Source organism: Mesorhizobium sp. M0195 (genome assembly GCF_040322115.1).
Lineage (GTDB): Bacteria > Pseudomonadota > Alphaproteobacteria > Rhizobiales > Rhizobiaceae > Mesorhizobium.
In genome coordinates, this window is record NZ_JAMYSV010000016.1 from 1 (window position 1) to 16,478 (window position 16,478).

General features: G+C 63.8%; 21 protein-coding genes. 7 read left to right on the forward strand and 14 right to left on the reverse strand.

The genetic code is table 11. The annotated features are described in order from the left end of the window. Positions 1–170: 170 nt before the first annotated feature. Positions 171–479 (reverse strand): hypothetical protein, encoded by a 309-nt coding sequence (locus tag NKJ12_RS24515; protein WP_352705566.1) that lies wholly within the window; start codon positions 477–479, stop codon positions 171–173. Positions 480–657: 178 nt separating this feature from the next. On the opposite strand from NKJ12_RS24515, the gene NKJ12_RS24520 reads away from it, so the two are divergent. The 3 genes from NKJ12_RS24520 (at position 658) to dinB (ending at position 2,903) form a co-directional block, all read left to right on the forward strand. Then, positions 658–1,020 (forward strand): hypothetical protein, encoded by a 363-nt coding sequence (locus NKJ12_RS24520; protein WP_352705569.1) that lies wholly within the window; start codon positions 658–660, stop codon positions 1,018–1,020. A 69-nt stretch (positions 1,021–1,089) separates the two neighbouring features. Next, positions 1,090–1,548: a GNAT family N-acetyltransferase gene (locus NKJ12_RS24525; protein ID WP_352705706.1), complete on the forward strand. Its 459-nt coding sequence runs from the start codon at positions 1,090–1,092 to the stop codon at positions 1,546–1,548. A 113-nt stretch (positions 1,549–1,661) separates the two neighbouring features. Then, the gene (gene dinB, locus NKJ12_RS24530; RefSeq protein ID WP_352705571.1) at positions 1,662–2,903 is read left to right on the forward strand and encodes a DNA polymerase IV; all 1,242 of its coding nucleotides are present in this window, start codon (positions 1,662–1,664) and stop codon (positions 2,901–2,903) included. 30 nt (positions 2,904–2,933) lie between these two features. Here the strand turns inward: dinB and NKJ12_RS24535 are convergent, their stop codons facing one another. After that, positions 2,934–4,454 carry an FAD-dependent oxidoreductase gene (locus tag NKJ12_RS24535; protein WP_352705573.1) on the reverse strand — a complete coding sequence of 507 codons (1,521 nt, stop codon included), beginning with the start codon at positions 4,452–4,454 and terminating at the stop codon, positions 2,934–2,936. Positions 4,455–5,083: 629 nt separating this feature from the next. Between NKJ12_RS24535 and NKJ12_RS24540 the strand changes: the two genes are divergently transcribed. Beyond that, positions 5,084–6,241, forward strand: a complete 1,158-nt coding sequence (locus NKJ12_RS24540; RefSeq protein ID WP_352705576.1) for a molybdopterin-dependent oxidoreductase — start codon at positions 5,084–5,086, stop codon at positions 6,239–6,241. 69 nt (positions 6,242–6,310) lie between these two features. On the opposite strand, the gene NKJ12_RS24545 is transcribed toward NKJ12_RS24540, so the two are convergent. The 3 genes from NKJ12_RS24545 to NKJ12_RS24555 are packed head-to-tail and all read right to left on the reverse strand — an operon-like array spanning position 6,311 to position 7,813. After that, on the reverse strand, positions 6,311–6,568 hold the full coding sequence (locus NKJ12_RS24545) for a hypothetical protein (protein ID WP_352705578.1): 258 nt from the start codon (positions 6,566–6,568) through the stop codon (positions 6,311–6,313). A gap of 13 nt (positions 6,569–6,581) precedes the next feature. After that, positions 6,582–7,493, reverse strand: a complete 912-nt coding sequence (locus NKJ12_RS24550) for a sigma-70 family RNA polymerase sigma factor (RefSeq protein ID WP_352705580.1) — start codon at positions 7,491–7,493, stop codon at positions 6,582–6,584. A gap of 8 nt (positions 7,494–7,501) precedes the next feature. Continuing rightward, entirely contained in the window at positions 7,502–7,813 is a 312-nt protein-coding gene (locus NKJ12_RS24555) for a hypothetical protein (RefSeq protein ID WP_352705583.1), read from the reverse strand. A gap of 144 nt (positions 7,814–7,957) precedes the next feature. Here NKJ12_RS24555 and NKJ12_RS24560 point away from each other — a divergent pair, with 144 nt between their 5' ends. Together NKJ12_RS24560 and NKJ12_RS24565 are read left to right on the forward strand one after the other, a co-directional pair. Beyond that, positions 7,958–8,323 (forward strand): VOC family protein, encoded by a 366-nt coding sequence (locus tag NKJ12_RS24560; RefSeq protein ID WP_352705584.1) that lies wholly within the window; start codon positions 7,958–7,960, stop codon positions 8,321–8,323. 231 nt (positions 8,324–8,554) lie between these two features. Beyond that, positions 8,555–8,755 carry a hypothetical protein gene (locus tag NKJ12_RS24565; protein WP_352507818.1) on the forward strand — a complete coding sequence of 67 codons (201 nt, stop codon included), beginning with the start codon at positions 8,555–8,557 and terminating at the stop codon, positions 8,753–8,755. 45 nt (positions 8,756–8,800) lie between these two features. Here the strand turns inward: NKJ12_RS24565 and NKJ12_RS24570 are convergent, their stop codons facing one another. The 8 genes from NKJ12_RS24570 to NKJ12_RS24605 form a co-directional block, all read right to left on the reverse strand. Further along, positions 8,801–10,024 (reverse strand): MFS transporter, encoded by a 1,224-nt coding sequence (locus NKJ12_RS24570; RefSeq protein ID WP_352705586.1) that lies wholly within the window; start codon positions 10,022–10,024, stop codon positions 8,801–8,803. Further along, positions 10,021–11,403, reverse strand: coding sequence for an FAD-dependent oxidoreductase (locus tag NKJ12_RS24575; protein WP_352705589.1), 1,383 nt, complete (start codon positions 11,401–11,403; stop codon positions 10,021–10,023). Before NKJ12_RS24575 ends, NKJ12_RS24570 begins: the two co-directional genes overlap by 4 nt. A gap of 44 nt (positions 11,404–11,447) precedes the next feature. After that, a complete protein-coding gene (locus NKJ12_RS24580; RefSeq protein WP_254819693.1) occupies positions 11,448–11,780 on the reverse strand; it encodes an ArsR/SmtB family transcription factor in 333 nt (110 codons plus the stop codon). A gap of 69 nt (positions 11,781–11,849) precedes the next feature. Further along, complete coding sequence (arsC, locus tag NKJ12_RS24585) at positions 11,850–12,272, reverse strand: arsenate reductase (glutaredoxin) (RefSeq protein WP_254819694.1); 423 nt, start codon at positions 12,270–12,272, stop codon at positions 11,850–11,852. Beyond that, complete coding sequence (locus tag NKJ12_RS24590) at positions 12,269–12,955, reverse strand: aquaporin (RefSeq protein WP_352705590.1); 687 nt, start codon at positions 12,953–12,955, stop codon at positions 12,269–12,271. Before NKJ12_RS24590 ends, arsC begins: the two co-directional genes overlap by 4 nt. 5 nt (positions 12,956–12,960) lie before the next feature. Beyond that, the gene (locus NKJ12_RS24595; RefSeq protein ID WP_352705592.1) at positions 12,961–13,467 is read right to left on the reverse strand and encodes an arsenate reductase ArsC; all 507 of its coding nucleotides are present in this window, start codon (positions 13,465–13,467) and stop codon (positions 12,961–12,963) included. A gap of 15 nt (positions 13,468–13,482) precedes the next feature. Continuing rightward, positions 13,483–13,815: an ArsR/SmtB family transcription factor gene (locus NKJ12_RS24600; protein WP_352705594.1), complete on the reverse strand. Its 333-nt coding sequence runs from the start codon at positions 13,813–13,815 to the stop codon at positions 13,483–13,485. Positions 13,816–13,883: 68 nt separating this feature from the next. Then, positions 13,884–14,507, reverse strand: coding sequence for an NAD(P)H-dependent oxidoreductase (locus NKJ12_RS24605; protein WP_502905732.1), 624 nt, complete (start codon positions 14,505–14,507; stop codon positions 13,884–13,886). 319 nt (positions 14,508–14,826) lie between these two features. Here NKJ12_RS24605 and NKJ12_RS24610 point away from each other — a divergent pair, with 319 nt between their 5' ends. Further along, complete coding sequence (locus tag NKJ12_RS24610; protein WP_352705599.1) at positions 14,827–15,570, forward strand: SDR family oxidoreductase; 744 nt, start codon at positions 14,827–14,829, stop codon at positions 15,568–15,570. Between the two features lie 44 nt (positions 15,571–15,614). On the opposite strand, the gene NKJ12_RS24615 is transcribed toward NKJ12_RS24610, so the two are convergent. Then, positions 15,615–16,205: a DUF922 domain-containing Zn-dependent protease gene (locus NKJ12_RS24615; RefSeq protein ID WP_352705601.1), complete on the reverse strand. Its 591-nt coding sequence runs from the start codon at positions 16,203–16,205 to the stop codon at positions 15,615–15,617. Positions 16,206–16,478 lie beyond the last annotated feature (273 nt).

The following is a 16,478-nucleotide window of genomic DNA, read 5'->3' on the forward strand; positions in this document are numbered from 1 at the left end:
TTGTGGGGTTGGTGTTGTCTTCTTTTCCCCCTCGCCCCTACCGTCGGTGTGCTGTTGGGGGGCGCTTGGCTCGCCCTGCGCCCCGCCTCCCCGTTGCCCCCCCCCCGCGGCCGGATGAGGGGGACCCGTATGCGATAGCCCGCCCTGAGAAGCGGACCCGCGCCCGCCCCTCAAGCCCGCCTCGACTGCTCCGGCTCTCGACCGTTGAGCAGGCGCGCCTCGGCGCGCACCCGTTGCCGGTCGTCGATGAAGGCGGCCTGGATCGAAACGGCGGCGCCCGGCAGGCCATCGGCACGGCAGGCCTTGCAGATGAGGCGCCCCGAAAGCGCTGATAGCGGCGTCTCCGGCCTCACCCCATGCCGCTTGAGCTCGGCCGGCTTCCACCACCTGTTGCGGCCGCAGTCGATGCACTCGACGGCAATCGAGACAACATCGGCGATCGTCGCTTCCTTGCCCGCCAATGCCATGGCCACCCCCATCGTTGTTCCTGCTTTGTTCACATCATTATCGGTTTTTGGAGCGGAGTCGAGTCGGTTCCGCTTACATCAACGTGAAAGTTTCACTTGTTCAATTATTTGAGTTATGCTTATATCTGGCTGCGGGCTGGAATCGGCGCGAGCCACAGAACCGCGGCCGGCCGGCAGCAAGGGAGCGACGATGAACCCAGCCCAGTTCGCCCATGCCTGCGGCTATAGCGGCGACAGCCCGGCCATGCTTGCCGCTTTCGCGGCCATCCGCCAGGACGGCATCCGCAAGGCACGCCAGGGCCATCGCCAGCGCAAGGCGGCGATTGACCAGATGAAGCCGAGCGGCGTTCTGTTCCTGGCGGCGATCCGCCCGGCGCAGACAGCCGAGGAGGCACTCGAGGACGCCGCCCGCTTCCTGTCGATGTTCCGCAACATGCCGCGCTGGCGGCAGGAAAGGCGCGCCGCCGACCTCGCCCGTGCCAGACAGCAGCGCCTCTTCGCCCGCTTCTTCCGCCGCTACGGCCAGCGCCTCTGGGCGTTTGAGACCGCCTGAAGGCGCGGACCTCCCTTGCGGGTCAAAACGGATATTGCGAACGCCAAATCTACGCCGTATGTCCAGGCGATGAGCGAGATCGAATTCCGTGCCGCGCAGGCGCCCGACCTGCCGGCGATCGTTGCAATGCTTGCCGACGATGTGCTCGGTGCAGACCGGGAAGACCCATCCACGCCGCTTGCGCCACCCTATCTCGATGCCTTCAGCGCAATCGATGCCGATCCCAACCAGTTGCTGGCCGTGGCTGTCGAGGCCGGGCAAGTGGTCGGGACCCTGCAACTCACCTTCCTTCCGGGTATCTCCAGGAAGGGTGCCTGGCGCGGCCAGATCGAAGGCGTTCGCGTCGCCCGGCAATGGCGCTCGCGCGGCGTCGGCAAACTGATGGTCGAATGGGCGATTGAAACGTGCCGTTCGCGCAATTGCAGCTTCGTCCAACTCACCACGGACAAAGGTCGACGGGAGGCGCACGATTTTTACGAGCGCCTCGGTTTCACCGCCAGTCATCTCGGCTACAAGATGGCGCTGTAGGTTGCGGCGGCGGCCTCCGCGCTGCTTGACAATTCACCCGCAATGTTCTCTTTATGTTCCTATCATAACGCGAGACAATGCGGCGTTCGAGTGGCCGCGGGCGAACGGGCCGGATGGAAGCCAACATCCTCCACGCGGATCTGGATGCCTTCTATGCCTCGGTCGAACAATTGCTCGACCCGGCCTTGCGCGGCAAGCCGATTGCCGTCGGCGGCGGGGTCGTGCTTGCCGCATCCTATGAAGCCAAGGCGTTCGGCGTGCGCGGCGGTATGCCGGGACGGCGGGCGCGGGAACTCTGCCCGCAACTCATTTTCGTCGGCGGCCATTTCAAGGACTATCAGCGGCTGGGCGATGCGGCAATCAAGGTGCTCGGCGACTTCACGCCGGTGGTCGAGCGGATTTCGATCGACGAGGCCTTTGCCGACGTCGCCGGCTGCACCCACCTCTTCGGCTCGCCGGCTGAGATCGCCGGCAAGATACGCCGCCGCGTGCGGGCCGAGCTCGGCTTGCCGATCTCGGTCGGCGTGGCCCGCACCAAGCATCTGGCCAAGATCGCCTCACAGGTCGCAAAGCCGGACGGGCTGGTGGTGGTCGATCCGCGCCACGAGCTGGAGTTCCTGCACCACCTGCCGGTCGAGCTGATGTGGGGTGTCGGCCCGGTCACCAGGGAGCGGCTGGCCGGTATCGGCGTCGACACCATCGGCGAGTTGGCGAAGACCAACAGTGGTGCGCTGGAGCGCCTGCTCGGGCCGGCGGCGGGAGAGAAACTGAATGCGCTGGCGTGGAACCGCGATCCGCGCAAGCTTGAGACGCAGCGCCGGGCGCGCTCGGCCGGCGCGCAATCGGCGCTCGGCCGAAAACCGGCCGACGAGCAGGTCTTCGTCCCCGCCCTGCTGCATCTGGCCGACAGGGTCGCCACAAGGCTGCGGGCGAAATCCCGGCCCGGCCGCACGGTGACGGTTCGCGTCCGCTTTGCCGATTTGCGCTCGGTGACGCGCTCGATCACGCTCGATCAGCCGATATCGGCAACCGCCATGCTGGCCGAGATCGCCGAGGCGCTGGTCCGCAAGGTGCTCATCGATCATCCGCACGAAAAGACCATCTCGCTGCTGGCGATCGCCGTATCGCATCTGGAGCAGCATGCCGGCCTGCAACTGGAACTGCCGCTCGGGCTCGACGACGACCGCCGCCGCCCCGGTACCCGGAAGGGCGCGGCGCGCTGGACCGCTGATCGCGCCATCGACAAGATCCGCGACCGCTTCGGCTGGGAGGCGGTCGGCTACGCCTCGGTCGCGCTCGGACTACAGCGGTCGGTTCCCGACGCATTTCGGGAGCTGGCCGAGAAGGAATTGTGAGTTGCGCGGCGGCGGCGAAAAAAAGAAGAATTATCCGACAGGAGCCAGGGGCGATACGGCCGGCCCGTTCAAAGCCGTGCCGTCGACGGCAAAATGCGAGCCGTGGCAGGGGCAGTCCCAGCAGCGTTCCAATGAGTTCCAATGGACATGGCAACCGACATGAGTACATGCGGCCGAGCGCTTGTGGAGCGTGCCGTCCTCATCGCGAAAAGCCGCGACTTTGGTAAGCCCTTCGCGCACGATAGCGCCCTCTCCCGGCCGCAGCTTATCGGCGGAATCGATTTCGCCAGGCGCGACATACTCGGCAAAACTCCTGATCGCTGTCGCATTCTCCACCAAATAGTCGCCGATCGCGCGTGCCGTCTTGCGGGAGGGTTCGTAAAGTTCCCGCCAAGGGCTTTCCCCCTTCAGGATCAGGTCGGAAACCAATTGGCCGGCAACAACCCCATGGGTGATGCCCTGACCGGAATCGCCGGTGACCACGAAGACATGCCGGTTGCCGGGATTGCGGCCGATGAACCCGGCATGGTCGACGGTCTCCATCACCTGCCCGGACCATCGATTGGTTTCCGCGCCGATATCGGGCACCAATTTTTTGATCCAGTCCGCCAGGGCCGCGAAGCGGTTGTCGGCATCGTCGGCCTGCCCTGTCTTGTGGTCCTCACCACCGACGATCAGAAAGTTGGTTTTGCCTTCACCAGGCTGCAGGCGAACGTAGTGATAGGGATCCAGCGTGTCCCAATAGAGTGCATCCGGCAAAACGTCGCGCGCGATCTCGAACGACATCGCGTAGGTCCGATACGGCGCTTGCTTGGTGTGGAGCGCGACCCGATCGTTGATCGGCGAATTGGTGGCGACAACGGCCGATTTGGCAGACACGGCAAAGCCCGAGACCGTGCTTACGCGGACGCCGCCGTCGGTCTCCTCGACCTTGTCGACGATGGTCTCCGCATAAAGCGCGCCGCCGCGCGCGCGAATGCCCGCAGCCAGCCCGCGGAGATATTTGAGCGGGTGAAATGTCGCCTGATTGGCGTAGCGAACGACGGGCGCATCCGAAAACTCTGCAAGCGGCACACCCACGGTTTTCTCGACGTCGACACCGATCTTCAGAGCGGCGTCCAGTTCGCGCTCGATGACGGATTCCCGTCTGCCTGACGCCGGAAACAGAAAACCGTCGAGGCGGCGGAAGTCACACGCGATACCCTCCGCCTCCAGGATCGATTGGATACGGTCGATAGCGGCCGACTGGCTTTGGTAGTAAATCCGCGCCAGTTCCTCGCCGCGCAATTTGATCAGTTCCGAAAAATAGTCGTCGCAGATCGACGACAGATGCGCGGTGGTGCGTGCCGTCATGCCGCTTCCGATCCGGCCGCGATCGAGCACTGCCACCTTTTGCCCGGCGATCGCCAGTTCGTAGGAGACCGACAGTCCGGCAATGCCAGATCCGACGACCACCACATCGACCTGTTCACTCCGCTCGAGCGGAACCGCCTCAGGCGCGACTTCGGTTGCCGCCCAAAGCGATACAGTCCTTTCATCGCTGACATTCATGGCGGAACCTCCAGACGTGATAGCCGGTAAACGGGCGCGAGGGTTCAAAGTTCCTCGACGCCTGAATGCCTGCGTAAGCTTGACGGCACCGCCGGTCCGCCCCGACGCGTTGTGAGCCGGCCTGGCTGGGCGGTGCGATGCACTTTGGGTCAGGAGGTATCGTTTCCTGCAAATGCGAGATTCGAGGCAGCCCTGGTCGTCAGACCAAAAGCGTTGCGCCGCCCCAAGCGATCAGGGCGGTGCCGGCCGCCCGACCAACCACCGGCCGGCAGGAAACACCGGTTCGACGAGAACCCACGAAGGTCCGAAAATGCCCCAGAAGTGGGCGTTCGGCAGCGATCCGAGCAGCAACGATTTGGCAGAACCGGAAATCGGCATGGAATGTCGCAATCATCATCATGTCCCCGTCCAAGTTGTGGACACTTCCTTCTCAAAGGCGCACTCTTGGCATGCGAAACGCGAGCCAGAGTTTCGTCCAACGCTTCACATGCCTGACTTGCGTCGGTGATTGTCTGAGCCATCCGGATATTTCCGGGTTGGCAGACCTCACATTGTGTCGCCTATCCGTGATCAGGCTACGGCCGAAGGCACGTTGCAGCCCGTTCCGGATCAACTGGGAGGTAAACAACATGCCTGATTTTCAGCGCAGAGAACTTCTTGTTCAAGGAAGCGCGGCTCTTGCCGCAATTGCTGCTCTCTATACCTCGCGTCGGGCTTACGCTTTTCCAACACGGCCGAGCGAGGAAGTTATTCCATGGCTGGATCAGCTGACCGAAAATCCCGATCCGGTAGGTATCCAGAAGCAGCTTGTCTGGGAGGATTTGGATAGCTGGATAACGCCAAACGACAAGTTCTTCAGCATCTCGCATTTCAACCGACCAACGATCGACGAGAAGACATGGTCGATGGAAATCGGAGGCCTGGTCAAGAAGCCCTTAAAATTGACGCTCGCCGACATCAGGGCACGACCGCGGCAGGAGGTCGTTTTCACAGTGGAATGCTCGGGCAACCACGGGTTTCCCTTTTTCACCGGCGGCATCGGCAATGCCCGCTGGGCTGGGACGTCGCTCCCCCCGATCCTCGAGGAAGCCGGCGTTCTGGAGAAGGGCATCGAGGTCGTCTTTTTCGGTACTGACATAGGCGAGGTCGCAATACGCGACGTCAAGATGCGGCAGAACTTCGCCCGCAGCATGTCGCTCGCCGACGCGATGAACGCCGATAATCTCCTCTGCTATGAAATGAATGGAGCCGTCTTGCCGGCGCCCAATGGCTTCCCGGTACGGCTCATTGCGCCAGGCTGGTACGGGATCGCCAACGTCAAGTGGCTAAAGCGCATCGAGGTTCGCGATACGCGGTTCATGAGCCTTCTGATGGCCCGTGACTATGTCACCATCCGGGAGGAGGACCACAACGGCGAGACCGTATGGGCCGAGACGTCAGTCGGGCGAGCGCTGATAAAGTCCGCGCCTGCGAAGATTACCCGGAAAGACTCAGATTACCGCATCGTTGGGGCAGCCTGGGGGGCGCCGATCGACCGGGTCGAAGTGCAAATCGACCAGGGGCCTTGGGCACCAGCGACCATTGACCACAGTGAGGAGGCAGAACACGCCTGGAAAATTTGGTCCCTGGCTTGGGCAAATCCCTCTCCTGAAGAACACACGGTGACCTCGCGCGCGGTCAGCACCACGGGACAAATTCAACCGGCGATGGACGATCCCTTGATTGCCAAGAAACACACATACTGGGAGAGCAATGGCCAGGTGACGCGCCGCGTGCGTATCGGCTAGAGCATTTTGCAGCCAAATGGAATCATTTTGCGTCCGCATAAATGCGGCAAAACAAATAGTTAGAGCGGGTTACCGGTTCCAGGAGAGCCGGAACCGCTCTAAGAACTTGCTGCCATGTGGCAATTGCGTTTGGGTCAACCAGGAAGAGGCTGCCTGATCCGAAAGCTGGCGCCGCTCTATATCGAGCATGACGGCTGTGGGCCGTAGATCCTCTTCGCGACGATACCGCTCCCCGAAATCGGAAGCGGAACCCTTCAGCTTGGTGACCGAGGCGATGGCAGACTTGTCCGGTGGCGCAACCTTGGCCCCGTCGCCTCCGCGCGCCATCGCGGCAAGCCCCTCACCGCTCTATCGTACTGATCTCCGCATCGGGCAAGCACCAGGGTGCGTAGCGGAAATCGCGGATCTGGATGACCTCCTCGCCCGCCCATTCGACCAGCATGAAGCCGCGCACGGCGCCGTCCGGGTCCCCAGGGTTGCGGATGAGGATCGCCGGCCGGCCGTCGACAAAGCCCAGCGACAGCGCCCAATCGGTCGCGCGGTCGTAATTGCCGAAATAGGTCGACACCTCGGCCTTGCCGCGCAGGCGGACGCGGTTGACGACATCGAGCCGGACGTCCTCGGCGATCAGAGCCCTGACCGCGTCGAAGTCGCGCGCGTTGAACAGGTCGACATAGCGCCGCAGCCGGCGCTCGTCATCGGCGTCGAGCCTCGGCGCGAGCGCCTGCTCGGGCTGCAGCGCCAGCAGCTTGAGCTGCGCCCGCCCGCGATGCAGCGCGGCCTTGGTGGCGGCGAGCGTCGCGCCGGTGACTTCGCAGGTCTCGTGCAGGCTGAGGCCGAGCACGTCGACCAGGATCACGGCGCTGCGCTGCGGCACCGAAAGCTGCATGAAGGAGCGCAGGCCGGTCTGGGCGGCGAGCCGGCTGTCGGCGCTGCCGGAGGGATCCTCGATGACGCTCATGTCGGCCTCGGTCATGCGCGACCTTTCCCGATTGCGCCGCCGCAGATGATCCTGCGCGGCATTGTGGGCGATGCGAAACAGCCATTGCTCCGGCCGTTCGACCATCGCGCCGCCGTCGATCGCCTGTAGCGCCTTGATCAGCACCTCCTGGACGATATCCTCGCCGTCGATCACCGAGCCGGCCATGCGCGCGCAGTAACGATGCAGCCTTGGCCGCAACCCGACGAGCATCGCCTCCAAAGTCGCCCTGTTCATTTTCGGCGTACCGTCCCATTTCTGCGCGAGCGGCATGGCAGGCGCTACCCGGCTTTTTGATCCGCCAGCATACGGTAGTTGCCGATGACTTTGACAGGCGATCGCATTGCCGGGGTGGAGCGGCGCTGGGCGTGGTTTTCCGCAAACGCCTTGAAGGCCGCAAGCTCGGTCAGCGCCGACGAATCGCCGTCCTGACCGACGATGTGGACGAACGAACCATCGTCCAGCTCGAGCACGAGATAGCGCACCGTCGGCGGTGCCGCCTGGCCCAGCGCTTCGAACACTTTTTCGACCAGCGCGCGGTTATTGTCCAGGTCGGCTTGGTTCACACCATATCGAATGAGCGCATAGTTCATCGTCGTCTCCTGACTGGTTGGTATGAACGAAGGACGACCGGCCGCGCCGAAAAGATTCTCACTACCGAAGAATCTTTTCGGTTGCCCGCATCGTCTTTTCCGCGTGGGCGGCTGCGCGGCAGCCATCAAGCAGGAGAGACGATCATGCATATCCAGTTTGCCGAGCTTCCAGTGTTCGACCAGGACCGTGCCAAGGCGTTCTACACCAGGCATCTCGCCTGTCAGGTGCTGGCCGACCAGAAGACGGGCGATGGCGGCTGGCGCTGGATCGAGCTGGCGTTTCCGCATGCCGTGACGAACCTGCATTTCATCAGGCGCGCCGACGACACCCCCGCCGCGGAGCCGGTATTGGTGCTGGTCGACGAAAATGTCGGAGCAATGACCGCGGCGCTGAAGGCGGGCGGCGTCGAGATCGTCACCGAACCTCATGAGGCGCCGTGGCAGCCGGGCCGCACGGTGGCGGAGTTTCGCGACAGCGAAGGCAACCGCATGGTCCTCGCCAGCCGATAAGCCTCCGGAACCCTCTGTCCGGCGGGGCGTCGTACCTAGGTCCTACCTCCGGCCGGACCATCGGCCGTGCTTCCTTCGCATTATTATTTCGTGACCTCCGCGCGCCGGAACCTTCCCTTGCATCGGGCGTTCGGGCGCTGTATTCGCGATGCCTCATATTTAGGCAGGCGGAGGAAATGCGAATAAGGGCGGGTGGCAAAACAAACATGGGCCGGGGAGGAGCATCTTACCATGTCGAACCGTAAAATCGGAATGTCCCACAGTTTGGGGCTGCGCGTTGCTGACCTCAAAGCCAGAATGCGAAGCGCCCAGATCACCGAGCACGAGATGAAGACGTTTCAGAAAGTTGCCGCCATCATGGGAGGCGCCGAAGGCTCCCTGCGGCTGGATGCCGACGATCTGATCGCCGCATCCTTCCTTGCCGACCCTTAGAAGATCTCCCGCTACCCAGGTGAACGGGTGAACGCTGGTCAAATCCTATCGGGATTGAACCTGCGATTCTCGCCGGCGGAGCATCCGCCAGCCCAAGCCGCATGCCAGGAGGACGTTGGCCAGCGCTAGACCGGAAAGCGCGGCCAACGTCCCATGCGGGCCGAAGCGCTCCAGCAGCAATGCGCCGGCCGAGGGTGCCGCCGCCTGGGCGATCAGGCTCGGCATGGCGAGGCGACCCATTAGTCTCGCATAGCCGTTCGAGCCGAACAGCGCGAGCGGCAGCGTTCCCCGTGCGATGGATTCGAGGCCGATGCCCGCGCCATAGAAACCGAGCGCCACCGGGATGATTGGCATGCCGGCCCAGAGCGCCGAAACGCCGATCGCCACAAAGGCAACCGAGGCGAACTTGGTCAGGATCGGATGGTGGTAGCGCGCAATCATCATCTCGATAGCGCGCGCCGCCACCTGGGACGGGCCGACCAGAGCGCCGAGCCCGACGGCTGCGGCCAGCGCCATGCCGCTGCCCTGCAGGATGGTGAGCAGATGCACCGACAGCGTCGAGGAGATTACCGCCGCAAGCGTGAGGGTCGCGGCCAGAACGATCATGATCGACGGATCCATATTGTTTTCCAGGACCGGTGCCGCCTCCTTCAATTCTGGTTTGACTGCCGGTTGCGGCGCCGCGCGGGGCAGGATCACCAGATAGAGCGGAAGCGCAATTGCCAGCTGAAAGGCGGCGTAAACCAGGCAGGTGCCGCGCCAGCCGACCTCCCCCAGCAGCAAGGCTGAGATCGGCCAGCAGATCGTGCTCGCAAGACCGCCGAACAGCGTCAGCGCGGTGATGGCGGAGCGCGCGCCGTGGCCGTAGTGGCGGCCAAGCGTGGCGAAAGCGGCATCGTAGAGCCCCGCACCCATGCCCACTCCGATGATCAGCCAGGCGGCGATATAGGCCGCAAGGTTGGGAGCAAGGGCTAGCCCGATCTGGCCTACCCCGATGCATCCGGCGCTGAATGCCAGGACGTTGCGGCCGCCATGCCGCTCGATCGATGAACCGACGCGCGGAGAAATCAATCCCGCCATGAGCAAGCCGAGAGACAGCCCGCCGACAACCCATGCCAGCGGCCAGCCGGTATCGGAGGAGACCGCCGGTGCAATGACCGCGGGAAGATAGTAGGACGATCCCCACGCCATGATCTGCGTCAGGCCAAGCGTGGTTATGATCACGCCGCGGCTGCGCAGGACGGCCGTCGAAGGCGGCGAAAGGCTCATGCCGCGACGCTGCAACCGCAACCGTTTTTGCCAATCGTCTTCGCCTCGACATCGGCGACACAGCAGGCATCCGAAGCGGCGGGCGCCGGACCGCCGCAGCACCCCTTATCGACAGTACCGATCGTCGGCACGGTGCAGACGCCGGTCTCCGGCAGCACGAGCTGGACATTGTCGGCCGCCACCATGTCGCCGGCGATCGCTGCGGCGACGGAGCGGACCTGCTCATAGCCGGTCAGCAGCAGGAAAGTCGGCGCGCGGCCATAGCTCTTGATACCGACCGTATAGAACCCTTGCTCTGGATGGCTGAGCTCGCGGTGACCGTGCGGCGGCACGTCGCCGCAGGAGTGCTCGTTGGGATCGATCAGCGGCCCCAGTGCCTTGACGCTTTCCAGCCACGGATCGAGCTCGAGCCGAAGCTCGCGCGTCAGCGACAGATCGGGGCGTTGTCCGGTCGCGGCGATGATACGGTCGACCGGGCCAAGCGCCTGCAAGCCGTCCCTGGTCTGGCCTTCGACGACGAGCCGTCCGTCGGCATCGCGGATCGAAACAGCCGCAAAGCCCGTCACCAGCCTGACGCCGCCGCTCTCGGCGAGTTCGCGCACTTCGGCGCCGAGTTCGCCCCGTGCCGGCAATTGGTCGGCATCGCCGCCGCCATAGATGCGCACCAGATCGGTGCCGCGCGTTGTCCAGATGAAAGCCGTGCCGGCCTCCACATTTGCCAGGCTGGCGAGATCCAGCACCGCATTGGCGGCGGAATGGCCGGAGCCGGCGACCAGCGTCGTCTTCCCCGCATAAAGGCTGCGATCGCGGCTGAGAATATCGGGTATGCCGTAGGCGATGCGGTCGGCAAATTCGGCTTCGCCTTCTGCAGGAATTCCGCCGGCGCCGAGCGGGTTCGGCATCTGCCAGGTTCCCGACGCATCGATGACGGCGCGGGCGCTGTCGCGCCTGGCGCCGGTGGAGGTTTCGACCACCAGCATGAACGGCCGGTTTTCGCGCTCCTTGCTCAGCACCTTGTCGGCGCCCCAGCGCGAAATGCCGACGACGCGGGCGCCGATTTCGATCGACGGCGACAATTGCGGAAGCTTTGCAAGCGGCTCGAGATAGTCCGCGACGAGGTCGTCCGCGGTCGGGAATGCCTCGGGCTCGCGCATCCGCCAGCCATGCGCCTCGAGCAGGTCTCTGGCCGCCCGATCGACGCAATAGCGCCAAGGCGTGAACACCCGGACATGGCCCCAACCCCTGAGATTGGATGCAACCGCATTGCCGGCTTCATAGACTTTGACAGGAACGCCCTGCGCGATGAGGTGGACCGCTGCCGCCAGACCGACCGGCCCGGCGCCGATCACCGCCACAGGGAGTTTTTCGATCGTATCCATATCTTCCATCCTTCCGGTAATTTCGAATTATAATGCCAAAAAAATCACGCCGCCGTTTTGGCGACCGCTTCCGCCGATGCCGGCGCACAGGTGCCGTCGGCGCAGCATTCGTCCGCGAGGTATCCGATGAGCCCGTTCATGGCGGGATAGTTGGCCCGGCAGATCAGCGTGGTCGCCTGGCGCTCCTGCGTTACCAGGCCGGTGTCGACCAGCCGCTTGAGGTGATGCGACAGCGTCGAGGCGGCGATGCCGAGCCTGTCCTGGATGCGCCCGACCGGCAGCCCCTCATCGCCGGCTCGCACCAGCGTCCGATAGAGCTGCAACCGCGTCGGGTTGCCGAGGGCTTCAAGTTGCGCGGCTGCTTTTTCGAGTTTCATGGAAATAAGCTATTTCCAGAATCGCTGCACGTCAAGAGAATTTCGACAAAGATCGAAATAAGACGATATCTAGCCGACGCGCTTACCGCTGGCGTCGATGACGACCTCGCCGTCCTCCTTGGTGAACGGGCCGATATCCGGATTGGGCAGGATATCGAGCACCGCTTCGGAGGGTCGGGCGAGCATGGTGCCGAGCGGCGTCACCACGATAGGCCGGTTGATCAGGATCGGATGCGCCAGCATGAAATCGAGGATCTCGTCGTCGCTCCACTTGGGGTCGCCCAGGCCGAGTTCGCCATAGGGCGTGCCCTTCTCTCGTAGCAATTGGCGCGGCGTCATGCCCATCGCCGCGATCAGCTCGACGAGTTTTTGCCGCGATGGCGGGTTCTTCAGATATTCGATCACCTCCGGCTCCTCGCCGGACTGCCTGATCATGGCCAGCGTGTTGCGCGAGGTGCCGCAATCGGGGTTGTGGTAGATGGTGATGGTCATTGCGCAGCTTTCATCTGTCGGACTGGTTTCGGTTGGACGAGCAGCCACCCTGCCAATGCCATGGCCAGCAACGCGCCCAAAAGCTCGGCGGCGATGAACCCCGCCAGATCGGCGGGGCGGATCCCGGCAAACGTGTTGGAGAACGCACGGGCGATGGCGACGGCCGGATTGGCGAAGGATGTCGACGCGGTGAACCAATAGGCGGCGGTGATATAGAGCCCGACCAGCCAGGGGATCGAATCCGGACGTGAGCGCAGGCCGGCGAGGATGGTGAAGACCAGCCCGAAGGCGGCAACCAGCTCCGCAATCCATTGCCCGCTTCCGGTCCGCACCGTCGCCGACACTTGCGGGATCGGCAGTTCGAACATCGCATGCGCGAGCAACGTTCCGGCGATGCCGCCGGCAATCTGGGCGGCGACGTAAGCAAGCGCTGCGTTCGTTTCGATCTCGCGTCGAAGCGCGAATACCAGCGTCACCGCCGGGTTGAAGTGCGCTCCGGATATCGGCCCGAATATGGTGATGAGCACGACCAGGATCGCCCCGGTCGGCAAGGTGTTGCCGAGCAGGGAGACGGCGACATCATTGCTCAGCCTGTCAGCCATGATGCCGGAACCGACCACGGTGGCGACCAGCAGAGCTGTGCCGAGGGCTTCGGCGGCAAGGCGGCGGGAAAGATTGGCCATGATGCTCAGCCGGCCTTCGGCAGATTGCGGCCGATTTCATCGAGGCGCTTCTGCAGCGCAAGTCTGTCGACCGCATTGATCGGCAGGCTGACAAAGATCGAAATTCGGTTGTTGAGCATGCGGTACGCTTCGGCGAAGGCGAGATGCCTTTCCGCCTCGGTGCCTTCGACGGCTGCAGGATCAGGTACGCCCCAATGCGCCGTCATCGGTTGCGCGGGCCAGACAGGGCAGGACTCGTTCGCAGCATTGTCGCAGACCGTGACGACGAAGTTCATCTCCGGGGCTCCGGGCACGGCAAACTCTTGCCAGTCCTTCGAACGGGCAAAGGACGTATCGTAGTTGAGGCTTTTTAAAAGCTGGAGGGCATAGGGATGAACCTCTCCCTTCGGATGCGACCCAGCCGAATAGGCCTTGAACTTGCCGGCGCCGACGCGGTTCAGGATCGCCTCGGCGAGGATCGATCTTGCCGAATTGCCGGTGCAGAGAAAAAGAACATTGTATGGCTCGCTCATGGCGTACCCTCCCTTCTAGCAGTTGCAGGTCACGGCCTGGATGACCGGCTGGCAAAGTTCCGGCGCGCCATTGCAGCAATCCTCCATGAGGTAGGCCAGCAGATCGCGAAAGCCGGTCATATCGGCGAAGTAGCGCACGCTGCGGCCCTCTCGTTCGGTCCGCACCAGGCCGGCATGCGACAGGACCTTGAGATGGGCCGACATCGTATTCGGCAACGCGGCGAGCCGTGAGGCGATCTCGCCCGCAGCTACGCCCTCGGCGCCGGCCCGCACCAAAAGCCGAAAAACGTCCAGCCGGGTCTCCTGGCCGAGCGCGGCAAGTGCCGAAAGGGCGAGTTTCTTGTCCATATTTCCAGATTTCCAGAAATGGAGAATAGAGTCAACGCGCCTATGCCGGTGACGGCCCGCCTAGCTTATCAGCCAGGCACTGTGGCGGCGACCGCATCAGCGCGTCCAAGGCTTGCGACCGTTTTTCTGACCCGCTGCAGATGCGCCTGGCGTCCGGCGGCCGAGACGCTGTCCATCCGGTAGAGCGCCAGGAATTTGGTCCGGCACAGCGGATGGCAGACGGAGCGGAAGCCGCGCAGCAGGGTTCGCCGGCCGGGCTGCCCCATGATCCACGACATCAGCGGCGTGGCACCGCATGTGGTCATCGCCATCACCCGGCGTATGTGCCGCAATTTGGGCCGCGGACCGCGTCGTGCGGTCGGCATCTCGAAAGCGAAGCCCGGCACCAGCACGCGCTCCAGCCAGCCTTTCAGCATCGCCGGCACGCCATACCACCAGGTCGGGTAAATGAAGACGACCGCCTCCGCCCAGAGCAGCTCCTGCGCATGTTCGTGCACGGGTTGCAGGTTCGCCGCCTTGTCGTGGTAGCCGCGCCACTCCTGCGTGCGCATGACTGGATCGAAGCCGGTCGCATAGAGGTCGAGCAGGTGGACCTGATGGCCGCGATCGGCAAGCGTCTCCAGCACCATATCGCGGACGGCGCCATTGAAGCTGTCCGTGCAGGGATGGCAATAGACGACGAGGACCTTCATCTTGCGCTCAGCCCGGTCGGTCACGAGAGGATCGCGGTGGTGCCTGCAGGCGCGTCGCATGCAAACAAGCCACCCGCAGACATAGTCGATCAGCTGTTTTCATGCGAAGCCCCCCAGCCCGTATCAAGACGCAACAGCTCCAGTCACGTCAAGGCCCGCTCGTTCGCTCAAAGAAAATTGCGCAGACATGGGCTTGCCGGAGGGCGCTGTCCCGGCCCTTCTGTCCCGCAAGCCGTCCGGTCCTTCAGTCGCCCATAAGCATTGCTTTCAGAGCATCCGCACCTAGCTTCAGGGCGTATCCAAACCTCGGGAGAAAAAGATGCAGACAGGAAAACTGAGCGGCAAGATGGCCTTGGTGACTGGTGCCTCCTCAGGCATCGGCGAGGCCACCGCCTTGGGGTTGGCGGCCGAGGGCGCCACGCTGGTGATTGCTGCGCGGCGCACCGAGCGCCTGGACAAGCTGGCGAGGCGGATCCGTGAGACCGGCAGTGCGGCGCTGCCGATTGTCGTCGACGTCACCGACGAGACGCAAGCCACGGCGATGGTCGAACGGGTCCAGCAGGAGTACGGCCGGCTCGACATTCTGCTTGCGGTTGCAGGCGTCGGCGTCGCCGCGCCGTTCCGCAACACGACGCCGGAAGAGTACCGCCGGATGGTCGACGTCAACATTCTCGGGCTGCTTTATCCGATCCATGCGGCACTGCCCTCGATGCAGCGGCAAGGCGCCGGCCACATCGTCGTCGTCTCGTCCGGCACCGGCCGTTATATCCACCCTTCGGTGGTCTATTCCGGCACCAAGCACGCGGTGAGCGCGATGGCGGAATCGCTGCGCCGCGAGATCGGCAAGGACGGTATCCGCGTCACCTGCATCGAGCCCGGCGCCGTCAAGACCGAGTTCACCCGGAATATGCGCGCCGATGTGCGCCAAGCGGTCGAGCAAAGGCTGGGCGACATGGAGCAGCTGGAAAGCGAGGACATCGCCGCCGCCATCTTGTACGCGGTGACCCAGCCGCCACGGGTCAACGTCAACATCCTGACCCTCTATCCGACCGAGCAGGCGTGAGGGCCGCAAAGGTGGTACCCTGCCGCCCCCGCAGCCCTGCAGCATCATCCGCCGGTCATCAGCGCGAACACAAGCTGCCGCAGCTTGCCGCCCGGGCCGAATTCGACCCGGTCGAAATCGCGGCTCGCCTGCCGCTGTGCCTGCGAAATTCCGGCGAGACGTCTCGTAACTTCGGTCCTGATCTTGCTGCAGCCACGGTCATCGGCGACGGTCAGGCCGATGGTGGCCGCCTCGATCTTATGCACCATGTCGATGATGCTGGCGCCATGCACCTTCTCGTGGGCGGCAAGGCCGGCTGAGAAGATCTCCCAGTTCTTCTGGATTGCGCCCGGCAGCCGCGCAGCCGGCTTCGGCAAGGTGTAGGTGATGATCAGCTTCGGTCGCGCCGACACCAGTACGCAGGCGTCGCCTTGCGGCTGGTAGTCCCTCACCCAGGTCAGCTTGAAATTGGTATGCGCGATGACCCGGCGCTCGCCGAGCAGCGGCCCGCGCCCGCCGATCGAGGCATAGAGCTCCGGGCCAGACTGCCCCGAGATGGCATAGGTCTCGACCTTCTCGACCGCCTGCCAGCCGGCATGCGCCAGCGATGTCGGCAGAAAGGCGAGCAACAGGCAAAGGCGAACGGCTGTTTTCATGCAAGTCCTCGCAGCCGCCGTGATCGATGCAAGTGGCGAGCAGTTCCCTTCCGTGGACACAGCCGGCAGCCGGCTATGCTGGGATGCTCGTATACAAGAATCCACAGGTAACGCCATGTCGCCGCGACCGAACATTGCCGGGCAACGCCCTGCCCCCGGAACCCAGCCTCCCGGTGTCAGCCTGCCGCGCGCTGTCTAACTTGGCCTGTGCTCGCGCAAGTCGGAGTGCGTTATCGCTTCTAGCGACGCCTGAATGCTTCGAGTCGGGGTTGA

Coding starts and splice junctions, on each gene's coding strand:
- NKJ12_RS24515 (WP_352705566.1), bottom strand. CDS start 479: ATGGGGGTGGCCATGGCATTGGCGGGCAAGGAAGCGACGATCGCCGAT.
- NKJ12_RS24520 (WP_352705569.1), top strand. CDS start 658: ATGAACCCAGCCCAGTTCGCCCATGCCTGCGGCTATAGCGGCGACAGC.
- NKJ12_RS24525 (WP_352705706.1), top strand. CDS start 1,090: ATGAGCGAGATCGAATTCCGTGCCGCGCAGGCGCCCGACCTGCCGGCG.
- dinB (WP_352705571.1), top strand. CDS start 1,662: ATGGAAGCCAACATCCTCCACGCGGATCTGGATGCCTTCTATGCCTCG.
- NKJ12_RS24535 (WP_352705573.1), bottom strand. CDS start 4,454: ATGAATGTCAGCGATGAAAGGACTGTATCGCTTTGGGCGGCAACCGAA.
- NKJ12_RS24540 (WP_352705576.1), top strand. CDS start 5,084: ATGCCTGATTTTCAGCGCAGAGAACTTCTTGTTCAAGGAAGCGCGGCT.
- NKJ12_RS24545 (WP_352705578.1), bottom strand. CDS start 6,568: ATGGCGCGCGGAGGCGACGGGGCCAAGGTTGCGCCACCGGACAAGTCT.
- NKJ12_RS24550 (WP_352705580.1), bottom strand. CDS start 7,493: ATGCCGCTCGCGCAGAAATGGGACGGTACGCCGAAAATGAACAGGGCG.
- NKJ12_RS24555 (WP_352705583.1), bottom strand. CDS start 7,813: ATGAACTATGCGCTCATTCGATATGGTGTGAACCAAGCCGACCTGGAC.
- NKJ12_RS24560 (WP_352705584.1), top strand. CDS start 7,958: ATGCATATCCAGTTTGCCGAGCTTCCAGTGTTCGACCAGGACCGTGCC.
- NKJ12_RS24565 (WP_352507818.1), top strand. CDS start 8,555: ATGTCGAACCGTAAAATCGGAATGTCCCACAGTTTGGGGCTGCGCGTT.
- NKJ12_RS24570 (WP_352705586.1), bottom strand. CDS start 10,024: ATGAGCCTTTCGCCGCCTTCGACGGCCGTCCTGCGCAGCCGCGGCGTG.
- NKJ12_RS24575 (WP_352705589.1), bottom strand. CDS start 11,403: ATGGATACGATCGAAAAACTCCCTGTGGCGGTGATCGGCGCCGGGCCG.
- NKJ12_RS24580 (WP_254819693.1), bottom strand. CDS start 11,780: ATGAAACTCGAAAAAGCAGCCGCGCAACTTGAAGCCCTCGGCAACCCG.
- arsC (WP_254819694.1), bottom strand. CDS start 12,272: ATGACCATCACCATCTACCACAACCCCGATTGCGGCACCTCGCGCAAC.
- NKJ12_RS24590 (WP_352705590.1), bottom strand. CDS start 12,955: ATGGCCAATCTTTCCCGCCGCCTTGCCGCCGAAGCCCTCGGCACAGCT.
- NKJ12_RS24595 (WP_352705592.1), bottom strand. CDS start 13,467: ATGAGCGAGCCATACAATGTTCTTTTTCTCTGCACCGGCAATTCGGCA.
- NKJ12_RS24600 (WP_352705594.1), bottom strand. CDS start 13,815: ATGGACAAGAAACTCGCCCTTTCGGCACTTGCCGCGCTCGGCCAGGAG.
- NKJ12_RS24605 (WP_502905732.1), bottom strand. CDS start 14,507: ATGAAGGTCCTCGTCGTCTATTGCCATCCCTGCACGGACAGCTTCAAT.
- NKJ12_RS24610 (WP_352705599.1), top strand. CDS start 14,827: ATGCAGACAGGAAAACTGAGCGGCAAGATGGCCTTGGTGACTGGTGCC.
- NKJ12_RS24615 (WP_352705601.1), bottom strand. CDS start 16,205: ATGAAAACAGCCGTTCGCCTTTGCCTGTTGCTCGCCTTTCTGCCGACA.